General features: G+C 44.8%; 13 protein-coding genes. 8 read left to right on the plus strand and 5 right to left on the minus strand.

Translation table 11 applies throughout. The annotated features are described in order from the left end of the window. Window positions 1-111 precede the first annotated feature (111 nt). The 7 genes from AC1DCV_RS23480 to AC1DCV_RS23510 all read left to right on the plus strand — a co-directional run bounded on the left by AC1DCV_RS23480 (window position 112) and on the right by AC1DCV_RS23510 (window position 11,318). Window positions 112-3,564 carry a SusC/RagA family TonB-linked outer membrane protein gene (locus AC1DCV_RS23480; RefSeq protein WP_477025428.1) on the plus strand — a complete coding sequence of 1,151 codons (3,453 nt, stop codon included), beginning with the start codon at window positions 112-114 and terminating at the stop codon, window positions 3,562-3,564. Window positions 3,565-3,581: 17 nt separating this feature from the next. After that, window positions 3,582-5,030: a SusD/RagB family nutrient-binding outer membrane lipoprotein gene (locus tag AC1DCV_RS23485; RefSeq protein ID WP_477025429.1), complete on the plus strand. Its 1,449-nt coding sequence runs from the start codon at window positions 3,582-3,584 to the stop codon at window positions 5,028-5,030. 416 nt (window positions 5,031-5,446) lie between these two features. Next, the gene (locus tag AC1DCV_RS23490) at window positions 5,447-6,055 is read left to right on the plus strand and encodes a glycoside hydrolase family 76 protein (RefSeq protein WP_477025430.1); all 609 of its coding nucleotides are present in this window, start codon (window positions 5,447-5,449) and stop codon (window positions 6,053-6,055) included. A 147-nt stretch (window positions 6,056-6,202) separates the two neighbouring features. Then, window positions 6,203-7,006, plus strand: coding sequence for a hypothetical protein (locus tag AC1DCV_RS23495; RefSeq protein WP_477025431.1), 804 nt, complete (start codon window positions 6,203-6,205; stop codon window positions 7,004-7,006). A gap of 106 nt (window positions 7,007-7,112) precedes the next feature. Next, entirely contained in the window at window positions 7,113-9,065 is a 1,953-nt protein-coding gene (mrdA, locus tag AC1DCV_RS23500) for a penicillin-binding protein 2 (RefSeq protein WP_477025432.1), read from the plus strand. A gap of 469 nt (window positions 9,066-9,534) precedes the next feature. Further along, entirely contained in the window at window positions 9,535-10,455 is a 921-nt protein-coding gene (locus tag AC1DCV_RS23505) for a hypothetical protein (protein WP_477025433.1), read from the plus strand. A 65-nt stretch (window positions 10,456-10,520) separates the two neighbouring features. Continuing rightward, window positions 10,521-11,318 (plus strand): alpha/beta hydrolase, encoded by a 798-nt coding sequence (locus AC1DCV_RS23510; protein WP_477025434.1) that lies wholly within the window; start codon window positions 10,521-10,523, stop codon window positions 11,316-11,318. Here AC1DCV_RS23510 and AC1DCV_RS23515 read toward each other — a convergent pair. Continuing rightward, complete coding sequence (locus AC1DCV_RS23515) at window positions 11,285-11,644, minus strand: hypothetical protein (RefSeq protein WP_477025435.1); 360 nt, start codon at window positions 11,642-11,644, stop codon at window positions 11,285-11,287. The genes AC1DCV_RS23510 and AC1DCV_RS23515 overlap by 34 nt on opposite strands. 30 nt (window positions 11,645-11,674) lie before the next feature. Here AC1DCV_RS23515 and AC1DCV_RS23520 point away from each other — a divergent pair, with 30 nt between their 5' ends. Next, the gene (locus tag AC1DCV_RS23520; RefSeq protein ID WP_477025436.1) at window positions 11,675-11,926 is read left to right on the plus strand and encodes a hypothetical protein; all 252 of its coding nucleotides are present in this window, start codon (window positions 11,675-11,677) and stop codon (window positions 11,924-11,926) included. Window positions 11,927-11,939: 13 nt separating this feature from the next. On the opposite strand, the gene AC1DCV_RS23525 is transcribed toward AC1DCV_RS23520, so the two are convergent. From AC1DCV_RS23525 to AC1DCV_RS23540, 4 genes are all read right to left on the minus strand, one after another. Then, window positions 11,940-12,629, minus strand: coding sequence for a DUF4272 domain-containing protein (locus AC1DCV_RS23525; RefSeq protein ID WP_477025437.1), 690 nt, complete (start codon window positions 12,627-12,629; stop codon window positions 11,940-11,942). Window positions 12,630-12,774: 145 nt separating this feature from the next. After that, window positions 12,775-13,164 carry a RidA family protein gene (locus AC1DCV_RS23530; RefSeq protein WP_477025438.1) on the minus strand — a complete coding sequence of 130 codons (390 nt, stop codon included), beginning with the start codon at window positions 13,162-13,164 and terminating at the stop codon, window positions 12,775-12,777. A gap of 126 nt (window positions 13,165-13,290) precedes the next feature. Next, window positions 13,291-13,860 carry a Crp/Fnr family transcriptional regulator gene (locus AC1DCV_RS23535; protein ID WP_477025439.1) on the minus strand — a complete coding sequence of 190 codons (570 nt, stop codon included), beginning with the start codon at window positions 13,858-13,860 and terminating at the stop codon, window positions 13,291-13,293. A gap of 42 nt (window positions 13,861-13,902) precedes the next feature. Next, a complete protein-coding gene (locus tag AC1DCV_RS23540; RefSeq protein ID WP_477025440.1) occupies window positions 13,903-14,649 on the minus strand; it encodes a DeoR/GlpR family DNA-binding transcription regulator in 747 nt (248 codons plus the stop codon). Window positions 14,650-14,682 lie beyond the last annotated feature (33 nt).

Below are 14,682 nucleotides of genomic sequence, written 5' to 3' on the forward strand. Positions count from 1 at the left end.
CTAACGAATGCTGCTGAAAACTCTCACATAAAATGTAAGCTCATGATTCTCATTTCTAAAATTAGAGAAAGGATACCTATTTGCCAATTATTTAAGGTAAAAGTGCTCCGATTGTTTTTATGGCTGCTGCCCTTAGCCTTAAGCAACAATGCTTTAGGGCAAACAAGCCCGCAACTTGACAAGAAAATACCGCACCTGGTGATCTCTGCCGGGAATGCCCTGGATGCCCTGAAGGAGATTGAAAAAGCCACAGGGCTTAATTTTGCCTATAATGCCAACCAGCTGAAGAACTTCCCCGTAAATCATCAGGCATTTGATAATAAAAGTCTCCGGGAAATATTAACCAGTATCCTGAAAAACACCAGAACGGTAATCAATGAACAATCCGGCGTGATTGTAATTTTGCCGGGATCCGCCACAGAAGCAGCTCCCGGGAAGCCGGTCAAAAAGACCAGCGGTATTGTCAGCGACAAAACAGGCCCCTTACCCGGGGTAACCGTACTGGAACAGGGCACCAACAACGGTACCATTACCGATGAAAATGGTCGCTATAGTATTAAATTGAAAAACGTTCCCACTACCTTGTTGTTCAGCATTACCGGCCTGAAAAAACAGGAACTTCCCGTAACAGAAGAAGGTACGCTGAATGTAAATATGGAAGGCGATTTTCAGAAGCTCGGCGAAGTAGTGGTGACTGCCCTGGGTATAAAACGGGAAGAACGTTCTCTGGGATATGCCATTCAGAAAATAGGCGGAGAGCAGGTCGACAACGGTAAGTTCACTGATCTGAAAACAGCGCTGGCCGGAAAAATTGCCGGCGCCCAGCTGGTAGGTGCGCCCAGCTCCACTTTCCGTGATGCCGGCTTGCGCATACGCGGCGCCAACAGCTTAGGTGGAGGATCCCCCATTTATGTACTGGATGGTACCATCATTTCACATACCGATATTAACCTGGATAATATTGAATCTATTTCTGTGCTGAAGGGCGCCGCTGCTACCGCATTGTATGGTATCCGTGCCGCCGCCGGCGCGGTGCTGCTTACCTCCAAAACCGGTAAGCGCAATCAGAAAATGCGGGTGGAAATCAACTCCGGTACCGCCTTTGAAAAATTATCCGTGATCCCGGAATACCAGAATACTTATGGCGCTGGCGACAATATGAATTTTGATGTCTTCCATTTTGATCCCAACAAACATCCGGCTGACTGGCAGAAATTTGACGGCCAGAAAATGGTGCAATATTATATGGACCAGAGCTGGGGGCCAAAAATGGATGGTACTATGGTGAGGGAATGGTTTAGCTGGTACCCGGGGGAAGACTTTGGAAAAGAAACTCCTTTCGTTTCGCATCCTAACAATGTACGCGATTTTTTCAGGACCGGCATCAACCTTAATAACAGCGTAGCATTTTCCGGCGGTACGGAAAGAGCCTCCTACCGCCTGTCTTATGCCAATCAGTACCGCGACCTTATTTATCCGAATGCCAACCGTAAACGTAATTTTATTGACTTCACCGGTAACTTTGATGTGACCGATAAGTTTTCTGTTTTTGCAGATATCAACGTAGTCAGTACTACACAGATGGCAGAACCATTTGATGGTGGAAACTCCAATCAGCGTAGTATCATGGCGCAGTTCAACCAGGAGTTTCAACGGTCTGTAGATATGAAAAGACTGCGGGATTATAAAACCGCAGATGGTACTTACCGTACCTGGAATATTGTAGGCCCTAATGGCAACGACTCCGCTACCACCTTACGGCCTCGCAAGCGCGATAATCCTTACAGTGTGTACTATGAAAGCTATCGCCGCTATTCCAACTTCCGGGTATTCGGTAATGCAGGATTCAATTATAAAATATTACCCAACCTGAAATTACAATCGATGATGCGTGCCGATATCATGGTAGATGATTATGATGATCGCATCGCTTCCGGTACGGTAAAGCAGGATATGTATAAATCCGGTGCTTCACTGCCGCGTGAGTTCAACTATGAAATGACGCTGAATTACAACAAACAACTGCATGATTTTTCTATAGATGGATTGTTAGGCGGTAACATCCGCCATTATAAAGCAACCCGCAATGAAGCCAATACTGTTGGAGGATTAAGTGTTCCTAATCTATATGCTATTACAGCTTCCATTCAACGTCCCAATGCTTTTAATGACTACGCGGAACAGGAGATCAGAAGTCTGTATGCTAAGGTGTCGCTGGGGTACAAGCGTTTACTGTATGTAGATATTACAGGGCGTAACGATTGGTCGTCTACCTTGCCCGTAGCCAAAAATTATTATTTCTACCCTTCTGTATCCGGTAGTTTTATTTTTACAGAACTGTTGCCTAAAAGTAACTGGCTGAACTTTGGTAAAGTAAGACTGGGGGTAGCACAGGCCGGATCTGATGCCGGCATTTATGCGATCAATACCGGTTATAACCTGCAAAACCCTTATGGTAGCTCACCGGCATTGAATACACCGGATCAGCTGGTAGATCCGCGGTTGTCGCCTTCGCTCAGTACAAGTATAGAAGCCGGGTTGGCTTTAAAGCTCTTTAATAATCGTGTAGGGGTAGATGTTAGTTTCTACAATAATAAAAATACCAAGCAGATTGCTAACCTGGCCATCAGCGAAACCAATGGTTACAACAGCTATTTAACTAACCTGGGAGAAATACAGAGTAAGGGAATGGACATTGCCATCACAGCTACGCCTATACGTAACCGGGATTTTTCCTGGGACCTGTATGTGAATGCAGCGACTAATAAATCCAAGGTCATAGATCTGGCAGCGAACATGGACAACTACCTGGCAGCTTCCCGGGAAAACGGGTTACGGCTGGAGCTGGATCACCGGAAAGGAGCTGAGTGGGGATTGCTGGTAGGGCCTACCTTCCAGTATTACCAGGCCAAAGATGCCAATGGTAAAAACATAGAAAGTCCCTATAATGGTAAACCGATTGTAAATGCCAACGGTGCTTATCTCACGAATGAAAATCAGCCGCTGGGATCTATTCTGCCAAAGTTTACCGGTGGTTTGGGTAGCACCTTTGTGTATAAGAATTTTGATTTTACTTTTTCTATCGACTACCAGGTAGGTGGCAAGTTCCTGTCACTCACCAAAATGTTCCTGCTGGGTACCGGGTTGGATCCGTCTACTGTAGGCACCAACGACAAGGGCAACGACTGGCGTTTGCCGGTAGCACAGGGTGGTGGTATCAAGCCGGATGGGGTACTGGCAGACGGTACGCCTTTCAACGGCTACGTGGAAGCACGTACGTATTACTGGACTTACCTGTTTAACAAGGTAGCACCACCATTTATTTATGATGCCAGTTATGTGAAACTACGGGAGCTGCGGTTGGGGTATACTTTTGCCGCGAAGCCGTGGACCAAACGCCTGGGCGTTACCAGTTTGAACGTGGCGTTGTATGCACAAAATCCGTGGTTGATTTATACGGCCCTGAAAGGTATTGATACTTCCGAGCTGGAAAGCTTCTGGGAAGAAAGAGGACAGGTGCCGGCCACACGCACCATTGGTTTTAATCTGAAACTGGTATTATAGCCATAAAACATTTACTTATGAAGCATCCATTTATTACTCGCATACTATTACTTATACTGACATTATACAGCTGTAAACCGGGAGATTTCGGGAATATCAACACCAATCCCAACATGCCTAAGCGGCCTTATACCGGTTACCTGATTACTAATATTCTGCGTGATATGGCGTCCACTATTGTAGGCAGCAGCAATAACCTGATGCGGGAGGCGCCCTTGTATTCACAGCACCTGGCGGAGATGACTTACCAACGGGAAGGAGTATACGTAAGAGGGAATTGGGACTATGGATATTACCAGGGGGCATTGAACGATTTGCAGGTAGTGATCAATACCAATTTGGATCCTGCAAAAAAACTGGAAGCCAGTTCATTTGGTTCCAATGCCAATCAGCTGGCCATTGCCCGTATCATCAGGGCATATTTCTTTTTGCACATGACAGACCGTTGGGGAGATATACCTTATAAAGATGCGCTGAAAGGAAGTGATAACCTGACGCCTGCCTATGATAAGCAACAGGATATTTACACGGATCTGTTTAAAGAATTGAAGGAAGCGGCGGCACAATTTGATGGCGGCGTAAATGTAAAAGGAGATATCCTGTTTGGCGGAGATCCGGCCAGGTGGAAAAAATTTGCCAATACGATGCGACTGGTAATGGCGCTGCGGTTGTCGAAGATTGACGCCGTAAAAGGGAAAGCTGCATTTAATGCTGCACTTGCGGATGGGGTGATCCTGGATAATAAAGACAACGTGGTATATAATTATCTCACAGGAGATCAGAACAATGAGAATTACTGGTCTTTCAGTTGGCGGGTAGATAATAACCCTTATGCTTTATCTGCCACGCTGGTGAATAATTTACAGGCCAGCAATGATCCCCGGTTACCCAAATTCGGGGACAAGGCGGGAGATGGTTTATATCACGGACAGGCGTATGGGGTGATCAACACTAATTTTTCCTCTATGTCTTTGCTGGGTGCCGCCATGCGTAAGCCGGAATCGTCGGTATACTTTTATACCGCTGCAGAAGTCCAGTTTGCGCTGGCAGAGGCGGTGAAGTTAACGTGGATACCCGGTACCGATGCAGATGCAGAATTATATTACCTGGCAGGCATCAAAGCATCGATGCAGCAGTTCGGAGTATATACCGATGCGGCCTATGCCGCCTGTATTACCTCGCCCGGGGTGGTGTACAGTCCTGCTAAAGCGTTGGAGCTGATAGGTACGCAGAAGTGGGTAGCTCTTTTCCTGAATGGATGGGAAGCCTGGTATGAGTGGAGGAGAACCGGGTTCCCGAAATTACTGCCGCCGGCGAATGCACAAACCCGTGACGGACAAATACCCCGCAGGCATGGGTATCCATCCAGGGAGGCGTTGCTGAACAAGCAGCATTATGATGAGGCTGTACAGCGCATCGGCGGGCCGGATGATCTGAGCAGCCGGKTTTGGTGGGATAAGCAGTAGCGATAGTAGCTTTTAGCCATTAGCTTTTAGCTTTTAGCAAAAATGCAGCGAAGATGAGCCTTTACGCTTCTCTTTTCGCTGCATTTTTGCTAAAAGCTAAAAGCTAATGGCTAAAAGCTAAAAGATTATCATTATTTTTCGTCCGCGGGAAATTATAAAGGTATCCCCCCACTTTTTAATATGCGCGAACAAATGTTGAGTGATGGAGATTTATTACAGCTCATAAAAAGAGATGATACCACTGCTTTTGAATCGATTTATGATAAATATTGGCAGGCCCTTATGATGATATCATGTGGTGGGTAATATCCCTGGCCAGAGCGCATCAGCTCATCGGTACCAAAGAATACCTGGATTTTTCTGTGTCTGGTTTCAAACGGGTATGAGATGGGTCCTATGATCCGGTGAAGGGAGGCATGTTCTGGGATTTTAATCATAGTGGTAAAAATTCCTGCATCAATTTTCCAACCGTTATAGCTGCCATGACGCTCTATAAAATTACTGGTGACGACAGCTATTTACAGAAAGCGAAAGAGGTGTATAGCTGGGGTGTGAATAACCTGTTTGATCCCAATACCGGCAGGGTTGCCGATAACAATGTCAATGGAAATAAAGGTTGGTCTGATTATACCTATAACCAGGGTACCTTTATTGGTGCAGCGGTGATGTTGTATAAAGTGACCGGCACGAAAAGCTATCTTGACCAGGCCAATCTGGCGGCGACTTACACACAGAAAACGATGAGTGATGTAAACGGTATTCTGCCGGCAGAAGGTGGCTGGAATGAGCAGGGAGTGCTGAAAGCTATTTTGGGTGAGTACATGCTGCTGCTGATTACCGATGCTAAACAAACACAGTTCCTGCCCTGGATGCAGAAAAATATTAATGCCGCCTGGGGCAACCGGGATGTTACCAGGGGACTTACTTACCGCAATTATAAGGTGCCTTGTGCAACGGGTGTGCTGCAATCCTATGAGGTCAGCAGTGCAGTGTATATGATGCAGATCTGTCCTCCTGCAAAATGATAAGGACCATCGTTTTCAGGAGGTAAAGTGTTACTTTTGGGTTTCAATATCTATTTATACTTCATGAAAACGATGGCTTTTTTTGTGTTTGTTTGTTGCTCCTTTCTTATTACGGCTGTAGCTTTTGCCCAGGAAACTGAGCCTGATATGCGTACCTGGAGTTTACAGGTAAATGACTCCCGCTATATTTTTGCAGATACTGCCTATGTGCGTATCAGCGCAGATACCAAGCAACCTCCAATAGACACGCTTTTAACCGGCGATGATATCACGGTTACCGCCATTACCGATAAACTGCTTACCCTGAAAGGGCTTAAAGGTCCCTGGTTAGAGATAAAATATAAAAAGAACGGTATCGATAAGGAAGGATTTCTCTGGCAGGGATTAATCTCCTTTACACCAATGCGCAGGGGGGATACTAAGTTTGTATATGCCATTGATCGTCATGTAGATTCAACGTTTGTCAACGATGGTGTTAATACTGTTTCAAAGATGTTCCTGGTAAAGCTGAAAGTGGTGCAGGCCGGGAAGTTGATGGCTATCAGTTCCTGCCTCATATCTGACGGGGAGGATGCTAATTTTACAGAGTCTAAAATAATGAGTGGGCTGGGACTTTCCAATGTACAGAACATTATCACGTTGGGCTTTAACGGGGCCGCCTGTGGAGTACCTTCCAACTTTTACTACTTTGCCTGGATGAATAGCGGCCGCCTTGTACCTTTGCCGGATAGATATACGGTAGGTGATGCTGGTGTTTTTTATCACGATGAAACATTTACTTTCCCGGCAGAAAAGAATGGGCAACCTGATATGATCTTCTGGAATATGGTGGAGGAAGTAGAGACAGAGAAAGTGAATAAGAAAGGAGAACCGATTATGTCTGTGACGAAAGACGCTGCAAAATACAGTTGGGATGGCGTGAATGGTACCTTCAAAAAAGAAGGGAAGTAAAGTTGGTGATCTCATCATTTGTAATGGCCGCTCATCTATTTTTCTATACAGAACTATTTTTATGAAATAGTTTTGTAATTCTAAAAGATGCCCGCCATCACTTACCATGTCCGTTTATAATCAACCCAGGAAACTTGTTGTAATATTCATTATCACAGGATTAGTTTTAATTTTTGTTGCGAGGTTGCTCTACCTGCAGGTAATCGATAAAAAGTATGTGCGACTGGCTGATGCCAACGCTGTCACGCGGAAAATTGTGTATCCCAGCAGGGGCATCATTTTCGATCGTCAAAACCGGAGTATTCTCAGTAATGATATTTTGTATGACCTGGTGGTTACACCTGCTGCCGTCAGGAAGATAGATACGGCCTACCTCTGTAATATTCTACAGATAACGACCGAAGAATTTAAATCGCGTATAGCCGATGCCGTGAAAAAAAACGGGAGGGTACGTCCTTCCGTTTTCGCAGGGTTATTGTCTCCCTCCACTTACAGTCGTTTGCAGGAAAGTATGTACCTGTTCCAGTCCGGCTTTGAGCTGGTACAACGGCCGGTACGTGCTTATCCTTATAAGGCCGCCGCCAATATACTGGGCTATATTGGTGAAATATCGCCGGCTATGCTGAAGATGAAAGGATATGCCGACTACCAGTCGGGTGACTATGTAGGGTTGACAGGTTTGGAGAAAACGTACGAGTCCATATTAATGGGGCAACGGGGTACACAGTATATTATAAAAGACAATTTAAACCGTCCCCAGGGATCACTGGAGGACGGTGTGTTTGATACCGCTGCTATTGCAGGTAAAAACCTGCGGCTGTCGCTGGACATTGAATTGCAGGTGCTGGGAGAACAACTGATGCGCAACAAGATAGGCAGCATCGTAGCCATTGATCCGCAGAGTGGTGGTATCCTGGCGATGGTGAGCGGGCCTGTTTTTGATCCTAATTTGCTCACCGGTAGTTCCCGCACAAAAAATGTCAGCAAGCTGTTTACGGATCCTACAGAGCCGTTCCTGAACCGGGGCATACAGGCTACCTATCAGCCAGGATCTTCCATGAAACCACTAACGGCCATAGTAGCACTGGATGAGGGACTGATTACACCCGACTTTGGATATCCCTGCCGCGGGGCTTATAACGCCTGTGGACACATTGTTCACTGTATGCACAGTGAAGCTGGTCATGCCAGCAACCTGCGTATTGCCATGGCACATTCCTGCAATTCCTATTTTATGCATCTGTACCGGATGGAAGTAGACAATAATAAATGGGGTGGTGTGAAAAAAGGACATACCAAATGGAAAGAGTATATGTCTAAATTCGGACTGGGGCATAAACTGGGTATTGACATACCGGGCGAAAGCCCGGGCATAGTGGCTGATACTACCGTGTTGAACCGGCTCTATAACGGCAACTGGAATTCCTGTTCTGAATTATATGTAGGCATGGGACAGGGGCAGGTAGCGGTAACACCGTTGCAGATGGCCAATGCCATGTGTATGATTGCCAACAGGGGCTTCTATTATATACCGCACCTGGTGGAGTCGATTGACCAGGATAATTCTGACCTGCTGAAAAAATACAAGGAAAAGCATGTGGTAGCGAACGTATCTGATACCGCTTACCGATCTGTTATTTTTGGAATGGAAGATGTAATAGAACATGGTACCGGCAGGGGAGCTCACATGGACGGAATTGATGTATGTGGTAAAACCGGCACTGCAGAGAACCGGGGCATCGTAGATGGCAAAGTAGTTGACCTTAAAGACCATTCTGTATTTGTGGCATTTGCGCCGAGGGATCATCCCCGTATTGCTATTGCTGTGATTGTGGAAAATGCCGGTATGGGTTCCACCTTTGCAGTACCTATTGCCAACCTGATGATGGAAAAGTACCTGCGGGATTCCCTGCCTGCGGCAAAAATGCTGACAATGAAACGTATGCTGGAAACAACAACCATTTCAGCTGCCAAACTGGAGTTGTCGAAGATCGACTCTTTAAATACCACTACAGGTGCATTAACCGCAGCAGAGATGCTGAAGCAATATTTTCATTAATCAAAATTTTTGATGTAACTTATTAGGGCCTTCCATATGTGGAAGGCCCATTGTATTTTTATTTATTCCACGTTATTATTATCAGCCATGAGCAATTACTACCAGTTATCATCATCCGGGGGATAGCGCTTACCCGTCTTTTATGGCAGCAAGCCGCTTAATAACATTGAGTTCATATAACCTCTTTACTTTGTGTTGTAATCCGCTTCCATTTTATGCCAGATCTGATACAATCTGCTGTTTCATTGTGTTTTCCCGGTAGTGATCCTGCATTTAAAGCAATATTACGCGTCTTCCCCAAAACAGTAGAAAAACAAATGAGTGCTGTAAACACGCAGGTCCACGCTGCTATGACGATGACAAGATAGATGAGTGACGGTTTTCGGTTTCATGGAGAGAGTAGGTACTAAATCCTGACCTGGTACAGAACCCAGGCTGTTCATATTTGTTACTTTAAAATTCACCTCACATGAAAAAACTCCCCCTGTTTTTATTGAGCGGCAGCATTGCGCTCTTATTCACACAATGTAGTAAACAGGCCAATGGCGGCCTGGATCCCTTAACCGGTAAGCCATTGCAGGCGTTAGTTGCTACTTCTGCGCTGGCTTGTAACTGCAATGAAAGCAGCAATAAAATTACCGGTGCCAATGCCAGCGCATGGGCCGTACAGTTTGCGCCGCTGTTAAAGTTCGACCAGGCGGCGCCTGATTATCCCACCTCTGTGGAAGATGTGTGGAATAGTACCAGTCCGGCTAGCATCGTTTGTGGTGGTACACTGGTACTCACCAACAACATCCCTCCCCGTAGTTTGCTATTTCCCACTTACTATGAAGTCCAGGCAAGTCCCAATGACGCCAACAGAATATTTGTGGATTACTGGTGGGTGTATAAGCGTCAGGAGAATTGCTTCGGTAGCTTAGGTGGTCATGATTATGACCTGGAACATGTAGTGGTGCAATTTAACCGGTCTACCCAACAGGCAATCACGGTTACTTATTTCCAACATGCCGGTTGGTATACCAAGAAAGCTTCTAATGTAATATCAAATAATCAGATACCGGTATTTGTAGGCAAGATTGCCCACGGCAGCTATCATTTTAGAAATACGATCAGCTTCCCCGGTTATTCCTGCAGTTACTGGGGCGATTACCGGAATCCTAATGGTACCAAAGATGAAGCTATTACCGGTAACAACCTGGTGGAGATGTCATGCAATATTACCCAGTTCAATTTCAACGGTAGCTGGGGAAGCCCTGGCAGTGGTCCGCTTTATCGCGACCGCGCTTACTGGAACTACACTTCCTGCAGAGGCACCGATGGCGCATTGGGTACTGTAGATGGTTGCAATCAGTGTGATTATAGCAATACCGCATTGATAGGAAGCTTATAAAATAGTTTGTTAATAGTAGGGCCGTTCCGCTCTGTTGGAACGGCTTTGTTGTGTATATTAGTAAGATGAAGATCATCTGGAAAATAGCTGGTATATTATTGTTGCTTTATGTAGCAGTGTGCATACTTGTATACTTCATCCAGGAGCATTTACTTTTTTTTCCTAAGAAGTTACCGGCCGACTATAGCTTTCACTTTCATCAGCCTTTTGAAGAGCAGGAGATCCGCATGAATGACGGTACTTTGCTGCATGGGTTGTTGTTTAAAAGAGATTCCGCCAAAGGATTGATTTTTTATCTGCATGGCAATGCCGGCGCCCTGGATACCTGGGGAGAAGTAGCAGCTACGTATACACGTTTACGATATGACGTGTTTATTTTTGATTACCGGGGCTATGGAAAAAGTGGCAGCAACATTAAAAGTGAAGCACAATTTTATGAAGATGCACAGACAGTATATGATAGCATGAAGAAAAATTACCCGGAGAGTAAAATTACCATCCTGGGCTATTCTGTTGGTACCGGCACTGCCGCGAAACTGGCGGCCACAAACCATCCCCGCCGGCTTATATTGCAGGCGCCTTATTACAGTATGACGGATATGGCGAACCATCAGTATCCTTTTCTGCCTTCGTTTATCTTAAAATATCCTTTTCCTACTTACAGATATGTACAGGCCACTACTGCACCGATTACTATTTTTCACGGCGATCAGGATGAGGTGATTTATTATGAGTCGTCTGCAGTAAAGCTGAAAGCTTGTTTGAAGCCCACGGATACGATTATAACGCTGCCCGGGCAGGGACATAATGGGATGACGGAGAATCCGGATTATAAAGTTGCATTGGGGCGGATATTGGAATAGAAATAGTCGCTGATAATGTGGTGATCAAGTCCCATGACATCGATGGAGATGTGTTCATCCGGTAGCGCTTCCAGGTCGTTGATCACGCAGCCGCCCGCAGGATGAAGAAAGCGCCCATTTTCCAATTGTATACTCAATTTTAATTGCTGCCAGCTAAGGTGCTGTGTTTTTTGATGATTGTTGAGTTCATGTACAGTCTTTTGAACAGAGAAGATGTAATATTCATTTGGCTCAAAGATGCCTTGCACACAGCCCATACTAACGTCACCGGGCATTAAATCAGTTTCACCGATGAGGTGCTGATGAGAGTAAATGAATGCTTTCATTGTTGTACCTTGGTTGTTGAAAAAAATGACATGTCAGTTTTAACATTTAAAGGAATATTTGTTGCCCTTAAGAATAAACGTCTTTTAGTGCTCCATTATGAGGGGTATACGCTGGAAATGAGTTACAGGGATGAATTGTTTAAGTTATACGCTTTTCTTTTTGATGGAAATGATGTGATGGATACGGACAACTATAAAGAGGAGTACCGGTACGAGAGTGCTGATTTTAATGTGTTTAAAAAGATGTTGTCGGACCGGTATCCAGGTATTGCTGTTATATAGTGAAAGCATTATCTCAGGTGGAAGTATCTGTATCATCCCAGTCTGTAATGCCCGAAAATCTTCGTAGCCAGTTAAGTACTCTATGTCTTTCCAATAAAGCCGTGCTATGCAGTTGGGTAATATTCTCTTTTCCACTGAAATATAAATCCCGGAGATGGGCGGTACCGAGTTCGTTGAAAAGATTCTCCAGGTATATGTTCGTTTTATCAATCAGTATCAGGCCATTCAAAAAAACAGTAGGATCTTTTAGTAATCGGGGAACAGCATTCATAAAATTATCTACCTGCTCATGGGAAAGTTCTCCGGTTGGCGATGGCTTTTCTTTTACGATTCCAAGCGCCCATGCAAGCATATAGGCAGCTTCTATTCTCCAGGAAAATTTAGACAACCTGTCCGGATCATCGATTAAACTTCCCTCAAACAGCTCTTTTTCATTCTGGCTTACATCTTCCCATAAGTTTATTTCTTTGAGCCAAGTCATAAGCTTGGTGACATTCTGCGTTTCGTGAATACCGGATTGGGCAATGTATGCGACAGCATAAAGAATGATCATGCGTTTACCTGCTTCGTTTGCAGTGGCAAATTCTTCGTGTGAATAATCCAGGTAAGGAAGATGGGTAACCTCAATATCTATCATGAACTTTTTGAGTCGTGTTTCCAGCGTTTCTTTTCGGGTAAGGAGTTCTTGTGTTGCAATTGTCATCAGTATATAGGGATATGTTGCAATATACAACTTGTATTTCTATGCAGTAATCACTTTCACGTCTTTTTTCTCAGCGTATTCTAGTTCAAAAAATGCCAAAGGCCTGGCACAATACCAGGCCTTGGTCTTCTAATACGTTTAATAATTATTTCACAACCGTCGCTTCAAATTCAACTTTTAATGTTTCAAAAAGACTTTTCACTTCGAACAATGTAAGCGCCTGTTTAACACCATGCTTCGCTATCCAATCCTGAAAAAGGTCAAAGCAGGTGAAAAATTCTGCTGATGAAGTAGTATAGACATTTAACCGCACGATGCCGCTGCATTCGTACCCGGCCTCGCTGATTACCTGTTCCAGGTTTTGCAGAGCCAGTATCAACTGGGTTTTCATGTCATCAGTACTGGAACGCCCATCGGGGTGTACGGCTGCCTGTCCTGCACAATAAAGGGTACCTGTTGTCTGTTTTACTTCAACTGCCTGCACATAGCTACGCTCATCCTGCCATTTCCACGGATTAATTACTCTTTTTTCCATTTGTTTGCTTTTTTGTTTGTGCCACTGCAGAGACAACAATTAACGAATTGTACATGGCAAAGGTGAGGCATAATAGGACTTCTTTTGTGTGACAAATATCACAATTACAAGCCGATGGAAACAAGGTTAAGAGGAATGCCAAATTCTGCTAAGGGTTTCACGCGAAATGCCCAGGTAGGAAGCCAGGAGTGTTTTAGGTACTCTTTGAGACAGGAAAGGATATCGTTTCAGGAGTTGTTCGTAACGTTCTTTTGCATTAGAGGTCAGGAAAGACAAAATGCGTTGCTGTGATCCAATGTGGCCACCATTTGCTTTTTTAAGAAAAAAATGCTCCATCTTTTGGAGGCCTGCACATAAGTTTTGATAGTCTGCCAGCGAAAGACAGAACACATCGGTGTCTTCCAGGCATTGTAAAGACATAGTGGCTTTAGTTTGGGTATAAAAAGCCAGGAAATCACTTTCCCACCAGTCTTCCATGGCAAAGGAAACAATATGCTGCTTCCCCGAATCGTCGTTATATATCAGCATTAACAGGCCCGAGACAACAAAGTAAGTATACTTTACGCTTTCACCTTCCTGTATAAGAAACTCTCTTTTTTTATAACTTTTAATGGTGAAATGAGCCGCTACAAACGCAAATTCCTCATCTGTGAGCGGGACTATTTTTTCTATGTGTTTTCGTAGTAGTTCCTGCATGTACTTATTTCTTTTAGCGGTTCATACGTTTTTAAACGCGTCCTACACACCAATTACTTTTACGCCTTTCTTCTTACAATATTTCAACTCCGCCGGATCAGCATCCGTTACAATGGCGTACACCATTTCCAGTGGAGCAAACCTTAAATAGGAAGGCTTATCTATTTTACCGGCGTCACATAGCAGGTAGGTTTGTGTGCTTTGTGCGGCCAGCGCGAGGGCAATAGCGGCTTCCTTTTCGCTGTGTGCAAATAATCCCTGCGCGGATATGCCATCCACACCAATAAAAGCTTTACCCGCCTGGTATCTCTGGATATGTTCTATGGCCATGCTGCCATGAATAGCTTGTCGCTCTGCATCATATTCGCCGCCAATGATGTTCAGGGATACCTGGCTGTTTTGCAGTTCACTGATCACTGGCATGGAGTTGGTGATGACTTTGATCCTTTTGCCTTTAATGAACTGACATAAACGGAAAACGGTGCTGCCACAGTCCATGAAAATAATATCGCCGTCATTGATCTGTGCAGCGGCTTTGCTGCAGATTTTATCTTTCGCAGCCTGGTTGACAGCAGCCTTATTAATAAACCGGTGTGGCATTTCCGGGTGTGTTACGGGGATAGCGCCGCCATGGGTACGATAGAGCAGGCCATGATCCGATAGTTGGTTCAGGTCTCTGCGGATGGTGATCTCCGAAATGCCCAGTGATTGTGCCAGGGCTTTGGTATCTACCTCGCCCTGTGCGGATAACTGCGCCAGAATTTTTTGCTTTCTTAACTGGAAATTCATTTTAAATCTTTAACTTGATCAAAAATAAACAAA

Source organism: Chitinophaga sp. 10T418, assembly GCF_056394125.1.

Coding starts and splice junctions, on each gene's coding strand:
- AC1DCV_RS23490 (WP_477025430.1), top strand. CDS start 5,447: ATGTTCTGGGATTTTAATCATAGTGGTAAAAATTCCTGCATCAATTTT.
- AC1DCV_RS23495 (WP_477025431.1), top strand. CDS start 6,203: ATGCGTACCTGGAGTTTACAGGTAAATGACTCCCGCTATATTTTTGCA.
- mrdA (WP_477025432.1), top strand. CDS start 7,113: ATGTCCGTTTATAATCAACCCAGGAAACTTGTTGTAATATTCATTATC.
- AC1DCV_RS23505 (WP_477025433.1), top strand. CDS start 9,535: ATGAAAAAACTCCCCCTGTTTTTATTGAGCGGCAGCATTGCGCTCTTA.
- AC1DCV_RS23510 (WP_477025434.1), top strand. CDS start 10,521: ATGAAGATCATCTGGAAAATAGCTGGTATATTATTGTTGCTTTATGTA.
- AC1DCV_RS23515 (WP_477025435.1), bottom strand. CDS start 11,644: ATGAAAGCATTCATTTACTCTCATCAGCACCTCATCGGTGAAACTGAT.
- AC1DCV_RS23520 (WP_477025436.1), top strand. CDS start 11,675: ATGTCAGTTTTAACATTTAAAGGAATATTTGTTGCCCTTAAGAATAAA.
- AC1DCV_RS23525 (WP_477025437.1), bottom strand. CDS start 12,629: ATGACAATTGCAACACAAGAACTCCTTACCCGAAAAGAAACGCTGGAA.
- AC1DCV_RS23530 (WP_477025438.1), bottom strand. CDS start 13,164: ATGGAAAAAAGAGTAATTAATCCGTGGAAATGGCAGGATGAGCGTAGC.
- AC1DCV_RS23535 (WP_477025439.1), bottom strand. CDS start 13,860: ATGCAGGAACTACTACGAAAACACATAGAAAAAATAGTCCCGCTCACA.
- AC1DCV_RS23540 (WP_477025440.1), bottom strand. CDS start 14,649: ATGAATTTCCAGTTAAGAAAGCAAAAAATTCTGGCGCAGTTATCCGCA.